Raw genomic sequence first — 15,951 nt, forward strand, 5'->3', positions numbered from 1 at the left:
CGATCCAGAGGACTTCTACTAAACAAGGGATTTCCCTATGTGGTGCGGACGTCACGCACCGCCTTAACCCGAGATTGACAATGCAACCTGTATCGCAAACCCGATCGTTCACGACGGTCTTCCTCATCGAAATGTGGGAGCGCTTCGGCTATTACGGCATGGCCGCGCTCCTCGTGCTGTTCATGGTCGACAAGCTCGGCTTCGCCGACGGCCGCGCGAACCTGACCTGGGGCGCGTTCACCGCGCTCGTCTACGCGTCGCCATCGATCGGCGGCTGGATCGGCGACAAGATCCTCGGCACGCGCCGCACGATGCGCTACGGCGCCATCGTGCTCTGCGCCGGCTACCTGATGCTCGCGCTGCCGAACGACAGCCTCGCGTATCTGTACGCGTCGCTCGGCGTGATCGTCGTCGGCAACGGGCTCTTCAAGGCGAACGCCGCGAACCTCGTGCGCCGGATCTACGAAGGCGACGACGCGCGTATCGACAGCGCGTTCACGATCTACTACATGGCCGTCAACATCGGCTCGACCGCGTCGATCCTCGCGACGCCGTGGATCAAGGATCACTGGGGCTGGCACGCGGCGTTCGCGGTCTGCTGCGCGGGCATGGCGCTCGGCATCCTGAACTTCGCGCTGATGCACCGCACGCTCGCGCACATCGGCTCGCAGCCGGACCGCGAGCCGGTGCAGTGGCGCCGCCTCGCCGGCGTCGTCGCGGGCGGCGCGGCGCTCGCGCTCGTCACGACCCACGTGCTCGAGCACAAGGCGCTCGCGGTCGCGAGCGTGTGGACCGCCGCGATCGCGATCCTCGCGATCTTCGTGTACATGATCGCGAAGGCCGAGCGCGCGGAGCGTGCGGGCCTGATCGCGGCACTCGTGCTCGTCGCGCAGGTGATCCTGTTCTTCATCTTCTACGTGCAGATGTCGACGTCGCTGACGTTGTTCGCGCTGCGCAACGTCGATCCGCGCTTCATCGTGTTCGGCCATACGCTGTTCACGTGGAACGCCGCGCAGTTCCAGGCGCTGAACCCGATCTGGATCATGGTGCTGAGCCCGGTCCTCGTCGTGATCTACAACGCGCTCGCGAAGCGCGGCCACGATCTGCCCGTCGCCGCGAAATACGCGCTCGGCTTCGGCACCGTCGCGGCCGGCTTCCTCGTGTTCGCGAGCAGCGGACGCTTCGCGGTCGACGGCCGGGTGTCGTCGTGGTTCATGGTGTGGGGCTACGGCTTCTACTCGCTCGGCGAGCTGCTCGTCAGCGGCCTCGGCCTCGCGATGATCGCGCGCTACGTGCCCGCGCGGATGAGCGGCTTCATGATGGGCGCGTACTTCGTCGCGACCGGCGTGTCGCAGTATCTCGGCAGCGTCGTCGCGAACTTCGCGCAGATGCCGTCGCACGAGCTCGACGCCGCGCAGTCGCTGCCGCTCTACACGCAGCTGTTCGAAGGGCTCGGCTGGCTCGCGGCGGGCGGGATGGTGATCGCGCTGCTGCTGCTGCCGCTGATGCGCAAGCTGTCGCGCCAGCACCTCGGCTGTGCGGAGGAGCGCGAAGCGCTCGTGCTCGCCGCCTAGTAGTTTCCCTCGGGCGGCGTTGCGCCGCCCACACAGTCCCTGCGGACGGCGCAACGCCGTCCTACACTGGAATCACGCCTCGGCACAAGGCGTGCATTCGCAGGGAGAGTTCCATGAAGAATCGAACAATGCGCATCTTGCGTATGCTCGCCGACATCCGTCACGCCCAGCGCTGCACCGCGTTGCGCGCCGCACGGGCCGCCGCCGAAATCGACCGCGCGCTGAAGGAACCGCGCGACCCGGAACTCGACGAGGACGACGGCGAAGGCTCGCAGGACGAGTCGTCCGCGACGCCCGGCTCCCGTATCCGCTCACCTCGCTGAATCCGCCCGATCCGCCCGACCAGCGCGCCCGCCGCGCCGGCAATCAGCGCGACTGCAGGCGTTTCAGCGTCAGCATGCTGTGCGCACCGATCAGCGCGACCGCGACCCAGATCGGCCCGTAGGTGCCGAGCTGCCGGACCGACAGCGTCTCGCCGAGCAGCAGCACCGACACCCCGACGAGCAGCACCGGCTCGACGTAGCCGAGAATGCCGAACAGCGCCATCGGCAGCATCCGGCTCGCCTTCAGGTACGTCGACAGCGCGAGCGTGCTGATCGCGCCGAGGCCCGGCAGCAGCACGATCTCGAGCAGCGGATGGCCGGCGACGCGCGTGTCGCTCGACGCAACCATCAGCGCGGCGACCGGGCACAGCAGCGAAACTTCGATCGCGAACGCCGCGAGCGAATCGGCATTGATCCGCCGCCGCAGCACGAAATACGGCGGATAGCCGAGCGCGGCGACGAGCGTCGGCCACGAGAACGCGTGCGTGACCCACAGCTCGTGCAGCACGCCGAGCGCCGCGCAGCCGACCGCGAGCCACTGCAGCGGATCGAGCCGCTCGTGATAGTAGTAGCGGCCGACGACCACCATCACGAGCGGCAGCAGGAAGTAGCCGAGCGACACGTCGAGCATCTTCCCGTGCAGCGGCGCCCACAGGAACAGCCAGAGCTGCACGCCGAGCAGCGCGGCGCTAACCGGCAGCGCGACGAGCACCTCGCGCTCGGTCGCGGCGCGCCGCAGCAGCGTCGCAAGCGCCGGCCAGCGGCCACGCAGCAGGATCAGCGCGAACGCGCCCGGCGTCGTCCACAACACCCGCCACGCGAAGATGTCGAGCCCGGTCAGCGGCGCGAGCAGCTTCGCGTAGACCGACATCAGCGTAAACAACAGCGACGCCGTCACCGACAGCGCCATCCCACGCCCCTGCTCCGGATAGCTCGTCACCGCACCCTCACTGTTGCTGGAAGCGCTCGAAGCGCTTTTCGGTCCGCCGTTCCTCGAACGTCACCTCGGTCACGCGAGCGGACGGCGGCCCGTGCCGCAGCCACGCGAGCATCCGGTCGATCTGCGCGCCGGGGCCCTGGATCATCGCCTCGACGCTGCCGTCGTCGCGGTTCGCGACCCAGCCGCGCAGCTTCAGCGCATGCGCCTCGCGCACCGTCGCGTGCCGAAAGCCGACGCCCTGCACGACGCCGCGCACCCGCACGTAGTAGGTCTCGATCCGTTCGTCCAGTTCGTTGCCGCTCATCTCCCGCCTCGTCGATCCACGTCCAAGCCCGGCATTGTAGACGCGTGCGGTGCGCGCGATAAGCCGGGGCAGCGCCAACCCCCGTACAATCTCGCACGACGCACAACCGCCGCGCGCCCGCGTGCGGCCATGAGGACCCGCATGACTGACCCATCCCGCGATCTCGTTCTGATCACCGGCGCATCCGGTTTCGTCGGCTCGGCCGTCGCCCGCATCGCGCAGCAGCGCGGCTTCGCGGTGCGCGTGCTCGTGCGCGCGACGAGCCCGCGCACGAACGTCGCGGACCTCGACGCCGAGATCGTCACCGGCGACATGCGCGACGAGGCGTCGATGCGCGCCGCGCTGCGCGGCGTGCGCTACCTGTTCCACGTCGCCGCGGACTACCGGCTGTGGGCGCCCGATCCGCTCGAGATCGAGCGCGCGAACCTCGAGGGCGCGCTCGCGACGATGCGCGCCGCGCGCGCGGAGGGCGTCGAACGGATCGTCTACACGAGCAGCGTCGCGACGCTGAAGGTGACGAGCGCCGGCATTTCCGCCGACGAAACGTCGCCGCTCGCGCCGGACCAGGCGATCGGCGTGTACAAGCGCAGCAAGGTGCTCGCGGAGCGCGCGGTCGAGCGGATGATCGCCGACGAAGGGCTGCCGGCCGTGATCGTCAATCCGTCGACGCCGATCGGCCCGCGCGACGTGAAGCCGACGCCGACCGGCCGCATCATCGTCGAGGCGGCGCTCGGCAAGATTCCGGCGTTCGTCGATACCGGGCTGAACCTCGTGCACGTCGACGACGTCGCGCTCGGCCACTTCCTCGCGCTCGAGCGCGGGCGGATCGGCGAGCGCTACATCCTCGGCGGCGAGAATCTGCCGCTGCAGACGATGCTCGCGGACATCGCGCAAATGACGGGCCGCAAGCCGCCGACGATCGCGCTGCCGCGCTGGCCGCTCTATCCGCTCGCGCTCGGCGCGGAGGCGGTCGCGAAGTTCACGAAGCGCGAGCCGTTCGTGACGGTCGACGGGCTCAGGATGTCGAAGAACAAGATGTACTTCACGTCGGCGAAGGCGGAACGCGAGCTCGGCTACCGCGCGCGGCCCTATCGCGACGGGCTCGCCGATGCGCTCGACTGGTTCCGCGCGGCCGGGTATCTGAAGTGACGGACGTGATTGAGACGAGCGGCCATGCGCTCGCGACGCGCTCAGCGACGCGCGCGGCGACGCGCGCGGCGACGCATCCAGCATTTTGTTACACGCCGCAGTCGGACCGGCTGCGGCGCACCGGGTAAAATCCCGGGTCTTACGAAGAGAAGAACGCACGCATGAATCTGAACGATCAGATCGATACGCTCGATGCCGGTGTCGATCAGCTCATCCACGCGGCCCGCGCCGCCGAGCACACGGCGCACGCCGCCGAAGCCGCCGCGCTGGCGGCCGCCGCCCGGGCCGAAGCGGCCGAACGACGCGCGCACGAGGTGACCGAGACGGCCGTTTCCGCGCAGGCGGACGAGACTGAAACGCCGCCGGCGGACGAAGCCGGTCCGGCCGTCGCCGAAGGAATCGCCGCCGCCGCGAGCGAACCGGCCGCCGACAACACGACGGCAACGGCTGACGCGACGCCGGAAGTGGACGAAGCGGCTGCGGCGAACGAGGCAGCTACGCCGAGCGAAGCCGCGACCGGGGAGCCGACCGCGAGCGACGCGTCCCTGGCAAGCGTTGCCGAGCAAGCCGCCGACGCCGCGACCGCCGCGGAACCCGCCACCGCCGACAAAGCGACACTCGAAGTCTCGCGCCCGTCGCAGAACGAGCTCACGCTGACGGTCAACGGCCAGTCGATCACGGTGAATCCACACCAGCTCGGCCAGCTGATCGAGGAGCTCGCGCACGCGCGCGCGTCGATGCAGCCCGAACCGCCGGCCGGCATCCCGCAGGGCTGGCGCTTCGTGTCGACGAAGAATCCGATGATGGCGGTGCAGAAGCAGTCGAACGGCGACCGTCTGCTGGTCGCGCGACACACCGGCTACGGCTGGGTGCCGTTCACGTTCTCGCCGGACGTCGTGATCCAGATGTACATGATGCTCACGCAACGGTGAGCGCTGGGGCGCCGCCCCAGCGCCCGCGTCGCATCGCGCGAGTGCCCGCTCAGCGATCCTGCACGGGCGCCTGCACGCGGGCCTTCCACTGGCCACCCTTGCCGCGCCAGTAGCGCCACGCGGACGCGAACGTCGCGCCGACGTAGAACAGCGCGACGAGCGGCAGCACCGGCGCCCACGCGGGCGAGCGCCGGTAGTAGAGCAGCATTGGCGCATACGCGACGCACATCGCCGCCCACGCGAGCCACGCGGGCCACGCGCGCGCGCCGTACACGAGCGCCACGACCGGCGGCACCAGATAAATGATCGTCATCCACAACAGCGTGCCGGCGAGCAGCCACGCGGAATAGCGCAGTTGCGTGAACGCGGTGCGCGCGATCATGTTCCAGATGTCGCGCCAGCTGTCGTACGGCCGCAGCGACACGCTGCGGGCCGCGAGATCGAGCCGGATCCGATGGCGCCCGGTGCCGCGATGCTTGATCTTCGCGGCGAGGCTGCAGTCGTCGATCAGCGCGCCGCGGATCGATTCGATCCCGCCCGCCTCCTCGAGCGCCTCACGCTTCACGAGCATGCAGCCGCCTGCCGCGCCGGCGGTCCGGCGGCGCGGATCGTTGACCCAAGCGAACGGGTACAGCTTCGCGAAGAAGAACACGAACGCCGGGATCAGCGCCTTTTCCCAGAACGAATCGCAGCGCAGCCGCACCATCAGCGACACGAGATCGCGGTTCTCGGCCTGCGCGCGCGTGACGAGCTGCGTCGCCGCGTCGGGCGGATGGCCGATGTCGGCGTCGGTCAGCAGCAGGTAATCCGCCGGCAGGCCGAGCGCGCGCACCGCCGCGATCCCCTGCGACTGCGCCCAGACCTTGCCCGACCAGCCGGTCGGCAGCGGCTTCGCGGCCAGCACGGTCAGGCGATCCGCGCGGCCGATCTCGAGCGCGGCCGCGCGCGCGGCGTCGGCGGTGCCGTCGGTACTGTGGTCGTCGACAATGATCAGATGAAACGGGCCCGCATAGTCCTGCTCGAGCAGCGACGTCGCCGCGCGGCCGATCACGTCGGCCTCGTTGCGGGCCGGCACGACCGCGACGACCGCGGGCCAGCCGGCCGCGGCCGCGTCGCCGCGCGCGCCGGGCGGCAGCGGCCGCGCGGGCATCGCGCGCCAGAAGCCGCCGCGCGCGACGAGCAGCCCGATCCAGATCCAGAGCGACAGGCAGGACAGCAGAAACACCCCGATGAGCATCATCGACGCGCCTCCTGCCGCGCGCCGTTCGCGCGGGCTGCGTGGGAATCAATCGGGGAACGATGGAGCGAGCGCCGCGTAGCGCCGTGCTCGGAGTGCGCGGAATGATCGAGGTTCATCGAAATGGGGCCTTTGGAAATGCACGCCGTCGAGCGCATCGTCAGGAAAACGAAAGGCAATGACGACGGAATCGCGTAGTTTACTGGGTTCCGCGAACGCGGGCGTCGAGTTGCGCCAACCCGCCGCGCCGGGCCACCACAGCGGGCCGCCACAGCAGGCCGTCGCACCAATTGCAACATAACGAAACAGCGCCAAAGCAAGCCCGGGCCGATAGGGTTAAAATGCGCGATCTATTCGGGGTGCCGGGGCCGTTCCTGCATTCACCATTTCGAAGCCGGGGCGACCGGGCCGGCTTGCCGGCCTCGTCGATCTCCGCATCCGTTGCCGGAGTTCGCTCAAACATGCGAGTCATCCTTGCCCAGCCCCGCGGGTTTTGCGCGGGCGTTGTACGCGCGATCGAGATCGTCGACCGCGCGCTGCAACAGCATGGCGCGCCGGTTTATGTACGCCACGAGATCGTGCATAACCGGCACGTCGTCGACAATCTGCGTGATAAAGGGGCTCGATTCGTTGAGGAACTCGACGAGGTGCCTCACGGCGCGGTGGCGATTTTCAGCGCGCACGGCGTGGCGCAGTCGGTCGAACACGACGCGCAGGCGCGCGGCCTCGACGTGCTCGACGCCACCTGCCCGCTCGTCACGAAGGTGCACGTGCAGGGGCGCCAGTACGTCGCCGCCGGCCGCCGGCTGATCCTGATCGGCCATGCCGGGCATCCGGAGGTCGAAGGCACGATCGGCCAGATTCCGGGCGACGTGCTGCTCGTGCAGAGCGAAGCCGAGGTCGAGCAACTGACGCTGCCGGCCGACACGCCGGTTGCATACGTCACGCAGACGACGCTGTCGGTCGACGACACGCGCGGGATCATCGACGCGCTGCACCGCCGCTTCACCGACATCGTCGGGCCGGACACGCGCGACATCTGCTATGCGACGCAGAACCGGCAGGCCGCGGTGCGCGAGCTGAGCGAGCAGGTCGACGTGCTGCTCGTCGTCGGCGCGACGAACAGTTCGAACTCGAACCGGCTGCGCGAGATCGGCACCGAAAGCGGCGTGCCGAGCTATCTGGTCGCGGACGGCTCGGAAGTGAAGGCCGAATGGTTCGCGAACGCGCAAACGGTCGGCCTCACGGCCGGCGCGTCGGCGCCCGAAGAGATGGTCGAGGATGTGATCGGCGCGCTGCGCGCGCTGGGGCCCGTCGAGGTCACGACGATGACGGGCCGTGAAGAAAAAGTCGAATTCAAGCTGCCGGCGAAGCTCACCCAAGCTGTCGCCCGCGAAGTTTAAGGAGGACAACTCTTGTCTATTCCGCTGCTCCAACAAGCCCGTGTCGGCGCGTACATCATGCGCCAGCACTTTTCCGGCAACAAACGCTATCCGCTCGCGCTGATGCTCGAGCCGCTGTTCCGCTGCAACCTCGCGTGCAACGGCTGCGGCAAGATCGACTATCCGGATCCGATCCTGAACCAGCGCCTGTCGGTCGAGGAATGCATCGAGGCCGTCGAGGAATGCGGCGCGCCGGTCGTGTCGATCGCCGGCGGCGAGCCGCTGCTGCATCGCGAGATGCCGGAAATCGTCCAGGAAATCATCAAGCGCAAGCGTTTCGTGTATCTGTGCACGAACGCGCTGCTGATGGAAAAGAAGATGGACGACTACCAGCCGAGCCCGTACTTCGTGTGGTCGGTCCACCTCGACGGCGATCAGCAGATGCACGATCACTCGGTGTCGCAGGATGGCGTGTACGAGAAGGCGGTCGCGGCGATCAAGGAAGCGAAGCGCCGCGGCTTCCGCGTGAACATCAACTGCACGCTGTTCAACGATGCGGTTCCGGAGCGCGTCGCGAAGTTCTTCGACACGCTGGGGCCGATCGGCGTCGACGGGATCACGGTGTCGCCGGGCTACGCGTACGAGCGCGCGCCGGACCAGCAGCACTTCCTGAACCGCGACAAGACGAAGAACCTGTTCCGCGAGATCCTGAAGCGCGGCGAAGGCGGCAAGCGCTGGTCGTTCAGCCAGTCGTCGCTGTTCCTCGACTTCCTGGCCGGCAACCAGACGTACAAGTGCACGCCGTGGGGCAACCCGGCGCGCACGGTGTTCGGCTGGCAGAAGCCGTGCTATCTGGTCGGCGAAGGTTACGTGAAGACCTTCAAGGAACTGATGGAGACGACCGACTGGGACAACTACGGCGTCGGCAACTACGAGAAGTGCGCGGACTGCATGGTCCACTGCGGCTTCGAGGCGACGGCGGTGATGGATACCATTTCGAGTCCGCTGAAGGCGCTGAAGGTCAGCATGAAGGGCGTGAAGACCGACGGCCCGTTCGCGCCGGACATTCCGATCGACAAGCAACGCCCGGCCGAGTACGTGTTCTCGCGGCACGTCGAGATCAAGCTCGAGGAAATTCAGCGGGCCGGCAAGGGCAAGCTGCAGAAGACGGCGAAGCCGGCGGCGGCGGCCTAAGCCGGCGGCGGCGGCCTAAGCCGGCGGCGGTGGACTAAGCCGGCGGGCGCGGCGGGCGGATCGGCAACGTCACGGTCAGGCCGATCGCCGCGCCCCGATCACCCGCCGTTCGCCAGCGCCGCGAGATCCAGCGTATACGACCGCCCGATCCACATCGCCGAATCGCGATGATCCCTGAGTTCGTCGCCGGTATTCGGATGCACGAACAGATCGAGCGCGCCGTGATTCAACACGAGCCACGGCACGACCTCCGCGAAGTGCTTCGCATCGAACGCGATCTGCGACGACCACGCCGGATGCGGCCCGACCGGGCGTTCATGGAAGCGCCCGATCTGCACGTGCGAGCCGAACCGCTGCTCGACGGCGAGACGGAATGCCCACGCCGCGTCGCGGTTCGCGGCGTCGAAGTAGATGTGGGCATGCCAGCTTTCGATGGAAGAAACGTTGAGGAGGGACATGACGATTCTCTGTCGATGAAAACATAACGCGCGTCATCGCAACCGACGGCACCCGCCATTATCACGCGTCGCGGCATCAAGCGCGGCATCAAGCGCGGGTCGGTGCGATCGCGGCACGCGGCCGCAACGTCGCCATGATCAGGTACGTGCCGCCGCCGGTCACCACGCCGAAGAACCAGCCATAGGTATTCCACCACGCCGGCAGCAGGTTGGTGAGGTTGGGCAGGAAGGTCGAAAACACGCTGCCGACCGCCGCGGAGACCAGCGCGTTGACGTTCCAGCCGCCTTCGTAGCGGTACTCGCCGTGCTCCTGATAGAGCGCCGCGACATTGATGTTGCCCTTGGCCACCAGATAGTAGTCCACCAGGATGATCCCCAGCAGCGGGCCCATCGTCGCGCCGATCGCGTTGACGAAGTGCGCGGCATTGCCTTCCCACGGCGCGAACGGGTAGAGCACCAGCGCGATGGCCGCGGCGATGTAGCCGCCCTTCTTGAAGCTGATGTGCTTCGGGAACACGTTGGAGATGTCGAATGACGCCGACACGAAATTGGCCACCACGTTGATGCCCAGCGTGGCGACCGCGAACGTCAGCGCCGCGACGAGTGCCAATATCCAGCTGTCGAACTTGGCCGAGATCTGCTCGGGGTGCAGCAGCACTTCGCCGTACACCTTGAAGGCGGCGATGGTGGTGACGCCGGCGACCAGCGAGAACGCGATCAGGTTGACCGGCAGGCCCCACAGATTGCCTTTCTTCACGGCGTCGCGGTTCTTCGCGTAGCGCGAGAAGTCGCAAAAGTTCAGGTACAGCGCCGCGAAGTACGTGATCCAGGTCGCCCCGACGGCCATCAGCGCCCAGAACGAGCCGGGCTCGCCGCTGACACCGGCGTCCTTGGTCTTCTCGAGCAGCAGGTTCATCGGAATGCCGTGGCTGAACGAGAAGCCGCCGGCCTTGACGCACAGACCGATCGCCAGAATCAGCATCGCGACCCACACCGCCGGACCGGCCCAGTCCTGGAATTTGCGCACCGTCTCCATGCCCTTCTGGATGATGAGCAACTGCAATGCCCAGATGATCACGTAGCAGATCACTTCCAGCCCCGAGTGACCGAGGAAGTGCGTGCCCTGGTGGAACGCCATCAGCGTGTCGCTGCGGATCAGCAGCGCGACCAGCGCGCCCGACGCCGCTGCCGTCTGCGCGCCGTACCAGAAGCAGGCGACGACGGCGCGCACCAGCGCCGCCAGGTTGGCGCCCCACACGCCGAAGGAGGCGCGCGCCAGCACCGGGTACGGCACGCCGGTCCGCTCGCCGGCGAAACCGATCAGGTTCATCAGCGCGAAGATCACCAGCGAGCCGAGCCCGATCGCCAGAACGAAGTTGATAAAGCTGCCGCACAGCAGGAACAGGCTCGCGGCGAGGTAGTAGCCCCAGAGGCTGTGCACGTCCGAGGTCCAGACGTTGAAAATGCTGAAGGCGCCCCAGTTGCGCTCCGTGGCGGGCGCGAGATCTTCGTTGTGGAGGCCGGGGGAAGGGGTGCGGGTTTCCATCTGTCATCTCCTTTGATGCAAGAACTGTACGTACTTTGTCGAACAGTTCCGCAGGGGTTAACCCGGGTCGAGATGCTTATGACCCCCACACCTGCATTTCGTCGAGCGAGTACCCCACGGCGTCAACAGCACTTCCCCGCCCCCGCCCCATACCGCGCGTTCTGACGCTCGCGGAAGAATTCCTCATAAGTCATCACCGGCCGGTCCGGATGCGTCGCGCGCATATGCGCGACATACGTGTCGTAGTCGGGCAGGCCGACCATCATCCGCAACGCCTGCCCGAGATAGCGCCCCGCGTTGCGCAATTCGCCGCCGAGATCGGAGAACATCGCGGCCCCCCCCGGTCAGCGTCCGCTGCCGAGCGCCTGCGCGGCCGGCAGCGGCTCGTATGGCGTCTCGCGCACGGTCGGCTTCGCGTCGCGGCGCGCGCGCAGCACCGCGAGCACGCCGTAGACCGCAATGCTCAGCACGACCGCGATGAACAGCATCGCGAGCGCGGCGTCGACGTAATCGTTGAAAATCACGCGCTGCATCTGCGCGAGCGACTTCGCCGGCGCGAGCACCGTGCCCGCATCGGCCGCCGCCTGCAGCTTCGCCGCGTGCGCGAGAAAGCTGACCTTCGGATTCGAATCGAACACCTTCTGCCAGCCCGCGGCCAGCGTGCAGATCAGCAGCCACGCGGTCGGCACGATCGTCACCCACGCGTAGCGTTCGCGCTTCATCTTGAACAGCACGACGGTGCCGAGCACCAGCGCGATCGCCGCGAGCATCTGGTTCGAGATCCCGAACAACGGCCACAGCGTGTTGATGCCGCCGAGCGGATCGACGACGCCCTGATACAGGAAGTACCCCCACGCGGCGACGCACAGCGCGGTCGCGGTCAGGTTCGCCGGCAGCGACTCGGTGCGCTTGAGCGCCGGATGGAACGTGCCGAGCAGATCCTGCAGCATGAAGCGGCCCGCGCGCGTGCCCGCGTCGACCGCCGTCAGGATGAACAGCGCCTCGAACAGGATCGCGAAGTGATACCAGAACGCCATCATCGCCTGGCCACCGATCACCTGGTGCAGGATCTGCGCCATCCCGACCGCCAGCGTCGGCGCGCCGCCGGCGCGCGCGACGATCGTCGTCTCGCCGACCGCCTTCGCCGTTTGCGTCAGCATCTCCGGCGTCAGCACGAAGCCCCACTGCGTGACCGTGTGCGCGACCGCGTCCGGCGTCGAGCCGAGCACCGCGGCCGGCGCGTTCATCGCGAAGTACACGCCGGGCTCGATCACGCACGCGGCGACGAGCGCCATGATCGCGACGAACGATTCCATCAGCATCGCGCCGTAGCCGATGAAGCGCATGTTGATCTCGTTGTCGAGCAGCTTCGGCGTCGTGCCCGACGAGATCAGCGCGTGGAAGCCCGACACCGCGCCGCACGCGATCGTGATGAACAGGAACGGGAACAGGTTGCCGGACCAGACCGGGCCGGTGCCGTCGGCGAACTTCGTCAGCGCGGGCATCTTCAGTTCCGGCGCGACGATCAGGATGCCGATCGCGAGGCCGAGGATGGTGCCGATCTTCAGGAACGTCGACAGGTAGTCGCGCGGCGCGAGCAGCAGCCACACCGGCAGCACCGACGCGACGAAGCCGTAGCCGATCAGGATCCACGTGAGCTGCGTGCCGCTGAACGTGAACCACGCGGCGAGCGTCGGCGAATCGTGCACGGACTGGCCGAACGCGATCGCGCCCATCAGCAGCACGAAGCCGATGATCGACACCTCGCCGATCCGGCCGGGCCGCACGTAGCGCGTATAAATCCCCATGAACAGCGCGATCGGAATCGTCGCGGCGACCGTGAAGGTGCCCCACGGCGAATCGGTCAGCGCCTTCACGACGATCAGCGCGAGCACCGCGAGGATGATCACCATGATCAGGAACGTGCCGAACAGCGCGATCACGCCCGGCACCGTGCCGAGCTCCATCTTCACGAGATCGCCGAGCGAGCGGCCGTCGCGGCGCGTCGAGATGAACAGCACGATGAAGTCCTGCACCGCGCCCGCGAACACGACGCCCGCGAGAATCCACAGCATCCCGGGCGTGTAGCCCATCTGCGCGGCGAGCACCGGGCCGACGAGCGGCCCGGCGCCCGCGATCGCCGCGAAGTGATGGCCGAACAGCACGTACTTGTTGGTCGGCACGTAGTCGAGGCCGTCGTTGTGGCGCACGGCCGGCGTCATCCGCAGCCCGTCGAGCTGCACGACCTTGCTCGCGATGAAGCGGCCGTAGAAGCGATATGCGATCAGATACACGCAAACGGCGGCGATCACGATCCAGAGTGCGCTGACTCGCTCGCCGTGCGCGAGCGCGATCGTGCCGAATGCGAATGCGCCGAGCAGCGCGACCGCGATCCAGATCAGAAAACTGGAAGTCCGATTCATAAAGTCTCCTTGTCGGCAACGCGTCGTGCGCCACCATCATGGAGCGGCACACTGGACACGTATATTCCGTGTTTTGCGCCTGGCTTACAAGTGCATGACCGCCTAAGCGGAGTAGCTAGAAATACACCCGTGCGCGAAACTATTTATCATCGGGGAATTGTTGTGTCGGCTGCCGCTAAATCGGACATCAGTGTGGGAACCGCCTGCTCCGCGAAGTTCTGCGATAAGTTTTATTTTTGCGATAGCCGATTTTCAGACCAGTCTTATAGACATGCCAGGATCACACGCTGAGCATATGCAATCCACTCGCCCCGATAACGCGGCATTGCACAGTACTCGATATGGCCCATAAGCATTCGAGACGGGGGAATAGAGTAACAGTGGGAATTTTATTGATTTCAATCGCGCGGAAGAATGACCGCGCCTGATCGGGCGGCTCGAAATGAACCGCCCTTCATCGACACCGCAATTCACGCCCCCCGCCGCTTGCGCACCGCCTGCGCGAGCGTGTCGAGCACGGGCTCGGTCTGCGCCCAGCTCAGGCATGCGTCGGTGATCGACACGCCGTACTGCAGCGGCACGCCAGGCTTCAGATCCTGGCGGCCCGCCTCGAGATGGCTTTCGATCATCACGCCGACGATCCGCCGGTCGCCGGCCGACAGCTGCCGCGCGAGGTCGTCGGCAACGTCGATCTGCCGCTCGTGCGACTTGTTCGAGTTCGCATGCGAGCAGTCGACCATCACCTGCTCGCGCAGCCCGGCCTTGTTCAGCACCGCGCAGCACGCGTCGATGCTCGCGCTGTCGTAGTTCGTGCCATGCTTGCCGCCGCGCAGGATCACGTGCGCGTCGTCGTTGCCGCGCGTCTCGAAAATCGCGGCCATCCCCATCTTCGTCATCCCCATGAACGCGTGGCTCGCGCGCGCGGCGACGATTGCGTCCGCCGCGATCTGCACGCCGCCGTCGGTGCCGTTCTTGAAGCCGATCGGGCACGAGAGCCCCGACGCGAGCTGCCGATGGCTCTGGCTCTCGGTCGTGCGTGCGCCGATCGCGCCCCACGCGATCAGGTCCGCGATGTACTGCGGGCTCAGCAGGTCGAGGAATTCGGTCGCGGCGGGCAGGCCAAGCGCGTTCACATCGAGCAGAAGCTGGCGCGCGGCGTGCAGCCCCTCGTTGATCCGGAAGCTGCCGTCGAGACGCGGATCGTTGATGTAGCCCTTCCAGCCGACCGTCGTGCGCGGCTTCTCGAAGTACACGCGCATCACGATCAGCAGATCGTCCTTCAGCGCGTCGGCGGCGGCCTTCAGGCGCCGCGCGTAGTCGAGCGCCTGATCGTGATCGTGGATCGAGCACGGGCCGACGACGATCACGAGCCGGTCGTCACGGCCGTGCAGGATGTCGCCGATCGCCGCGCGCGTGTTCTCGACGAGCGTCTGTACGCCGGACGGCACCGGCAGCTCGTCCTGCAGCAGCGCCGGCGAAATCAGCGGGCGCACCGCGCCGATGCGCACGTCGTCGATGCGCATCGTGTCCTGCGTCTCGTCGGCAACGCCCACCTCGCGATCGTGCGAAGGGTTGTCGAGGTTTTTCATCGGAATCTCCGGGGATGCGTGGGCGAATGGGGTAAAGGGACGGGGCTCAATCCTGCGGCGGATCGATCGACATGCCAAGCTCGGCCGCCATCCGCTCGACGAGCGCGCACAGCCGCGTCACCTCGCCGGCAAGACGCTTCTGCTCGGCCCTCAGCGCGTCGAGCTCCGCGAACGGCACCGAATCGTCACCGGTGTCGCGCGCGGCGGCCAGCTCGTCGACGTCGACGTCGCCGCACATCAGATGCACCCAGCGATTCTCGCGCTCGCCGGCCGCGCGCGGCAGTCTGACGACGAGCGGCGGCGTGCGCGCGGCAAGCTCGTCGAGGAATGCCTCGACCGACGAGTTGTCCGCGAAACCGTGCAGGCGCGAGGCGTTCATCCGCAGCTCCGCGGCCGTCTGCGCACCGCGCAACAGCATGATCGTCAGCAGCGCGCCCGCCTGGCTCGGAATGCCGAGCACGCGGGTCATGTTGTGCTCGAAGCGCGTCACGCGGCTGCTGCTGCCCTCCATCACGAGGCTTAGCCGCTTCAGGCCGTCGACGGCCGTCTGCACGTCGGACTCGGTGGCGCTCATCACCGGCGCGCGCGCGGTCTTCTGGTTGCAACCGGCGGTCAGCGCGTTCAGCGACAGCGGATAGGTATCCGGCACCGTGTGCTGCTTTTCGACGAGCACGCCGAGCACGCGTGCTTCGAGCGGCGTCAGCGGGCGAAGGGACGAGGACGGCGGAGGTGCGTCGGGCGTGGCGTTCATGGTGGCGTCGCGGGGTGTTGCGTTCGGGGTCGAACCGGATCGCGGGCCGGCGGGCGGCGCGCGACGGAGCGCATATGATAAGCCGCCGCGACCGCGGTCGGTAGTCCGGGCACAATCCGGGCACGGGCATGCCGGCTAAAACGACCCAA

14 protein-coding genes and 1 pseudogene are annotated in these 15,951 nt (G+C 67.4%); 6 read left to right on the top strand and 9 right to left on the bottom strand.

The genetic code is table 11. The features are described 5' to 3' along the window. Positions 1–74: 74 nt before the first annotated feature. Together HZI36_RS11450 and HZI36_RS11455 are read left to right on the top strand one after the other, a co-directional pair. Entirely contained in the window at positions 75–1,574 is a 1,500-nt protein-coding gene (locus HZI36_RS11450) for a peptide MFS transporter (RefSeq protein WP_179402764.1), read from the top strand. Positions 1,575–1,687: 113 nt separating this feature from the next. After that, the gene (locus HZI36_RS11455; RefSeq protein ID WP_179402765.1) at positions 1,688–1,897 is read left to right on the top strand and encodes a hypothetical protein; all 210 of its coding nucleotides are present in this window, start codon (positions 1,688–1,690) and stop codon (positions 1,895–1,897) included. Positions 1,898–1,940: 43 nt separating this feature from the next. Here the strand turns inward: HZI36_RS11455 and rarD are convergent, their stop codons facing one another. After that, positions 1,941–2,837, bottom strand: coding sequence for an EamA family transporter RarD (rarD, locus tag HZI36_RS11460; protein WP_179402766.1), 897 nt, complete (start codon positions 2,835–2,837; stop codon positions 1,941–1,943). Positions 2,838–2,844: 7 nt separating this feature from the next. Then, positions 2,845–3,141: an acylphosphatase gene (locus HZI36_RS11465; protein WP_179402767.1), complete on the bottom strand. Its 297-nt coding sequence runs from the start codon at positions 3,139–3,141 to the stop codon at positions 2,845–2,847. Between the two features lie 141 nt (positions 3,142–3,282). Between HZI36_RS11465 and hpnA the strand changes: the two genes are divergently transcribed. Together hpnA and HZI36_RS27495 are read left to right on the top strand one after the other, a co-directional pair. Further along, positions 3,283–4,290, top strand: coding sequence for a hopanoid-associated sugar epimerase (gene hpnA / locus HZI36_RS11470; protein WP_179402768.1), 1,008 nt, complete (start codon positions 3,283–3,285; stop codon positions 4,288–4,290). Between the two features lie 221 nt (positions 4,291–4,511). Beyond that, positions 4,512–5,222: pseudogene (locus HZI36_RS27495) on the top strand (RNA-binding protein); the annotation flags it as partial. Between the two features lie 49 nt (positions 5,223–5,271). Here the strand turns inward: HZI36_RS27495 and HZI36_RS11480 are convergent. Continuing rightward, the gene (locus HZI36_RS11480) at positions 5,272–6,462 is read right to left on the bottom strand and encodes a glycosyltransferase (RefSeq protein WP_179402769.1); all 1,191 of its coding nucleotides are present in this window, start codon (positions 6,460–6,462) and stop codon (positions 5,272–5,274) included. 458 nt (positions 6,463–6,920) lie between these two features. On the opposite strand from HZI36_RS11480, the gene ispH reads away from it, so the two are divergent. Next, positions 6,921–7,862, top strand: a complete 942-nt coding sequence (gene ispH / locus HZI36_RS11485; RefSeq protein ID WP_179402770.1) for a 4-hydroxy-3-methylbut-2-enyl diphosphate reductase — start codon at positions 6,921–6,923, stop codon at positions 7,860–7,862. Positions 7,863–7,874: 12 nt separating this feature from the next. Beyond that, entirely contained in the window at positions 7,875–9,035 is a 1,161-nt protein-coding gene (gene hpnH / locus HZI36_RS11490; protein ID WP_179402771.1) for an adenosyl-hopene transferase HpnH, read from the top strand. A gap of 98 nt (positions 9,036–9,133) precedes the next feature. Here hpnH and HZI36_RS11495 read toward each other — a convergent pair whose 3' ends face one another. The 6 genes from HZI36_RS11495 to HZI36_RS11520 all read right to left on the bottom strand — a co-directional run bounded on the left by HZI36_RS11495 (position 9,134) and on the right by HZI36_RS11520 (position 15,802). Then, positions 9,134–9,493, bottom strand: a complete 360-nt coding sequence (locus tag HZI36_RS11495; RefSeq protein WP_179402772.1) for a DOPA 4,5-dioxygenase family protein — start codon at positions 9,491–9,493, stop codon at positions 9,134–9,136. An 88-nt stretch (positions 9,494–9,581) separates the two neighbouring features. Continuing rightward, positions 9,582–11,039, bottom strand: a complete 1,458-nt coding sequence (locus HZI36_RS11500) for an NCS1 family nucleobase:cation symporter-1 (protein WP_179402773.1) — start codon at positions 11,037–11,039, stop codon at positions 9,582–9,584. A gap of 122 nt (positions 11,040–11,161) precedes the next feature. Then, the gene (locus tag HZI36_RS11505) at positions 11,162–11,368 is read right to left on the bottom strand and encodes a YbdD/YjiX family protein (protein ID WP_179402774.1); all 207 of its coding nucleotides are present in this window, start codon (positions 11,366–11,368) and stop codon (positions 11,162–11,164) included. A gap of 15 nt (positions 11,369–11,383) precedes the next feature. Beyond that, on the bottom strand, positions 11,384–13,462 hold the full coding sequence (locus tag HZI36_RS11510; RefSeq protein ID WP_179402775.1) for a carbon starvation CstA family protein: 2,079 nt from the start codon (positions 13,460–13,462) through the stop codon (positions 11,384–11,386). A 470-nt stretch (positions 13,463–13,932) separates the two neighbouring features. Then, entirely contained in the window at positions 13,933–15,051 is a 1,119-nt protein-coding gene (locus HZI36_RS11515; protein ID WP_281376269.1) for a 3-deoxy-7-phosphoheptulonate synthase, read from the bottom strand. A gap of 46 nt (positions 15,052–15,097) precedes the next feature. Next, the gene (locus HZI36_RS11520) at positions 15,098–15,802 is read right to left on the bottom strand and encodes a YceH family protein (protein WP_179402776.1); all 705 of its coding nucleotides are present in this window, start codon (positions 15,800–15,802) and stop codon (positions 15,098–15,100) included. Positions 15,803–15,951 lie beyond the last annotated feature (149 nt).

The sequence above is a fragment of the Burkholderia guangdongensis genome, assembly GCF_013403875.1.
Classification (GTDB): Bacteria; Pseudomonadota; Gammaproteobacteria; order Burkholderiales; family Burkholderiaceae; genus Burkholderia; species Burkholderia guangdongensis.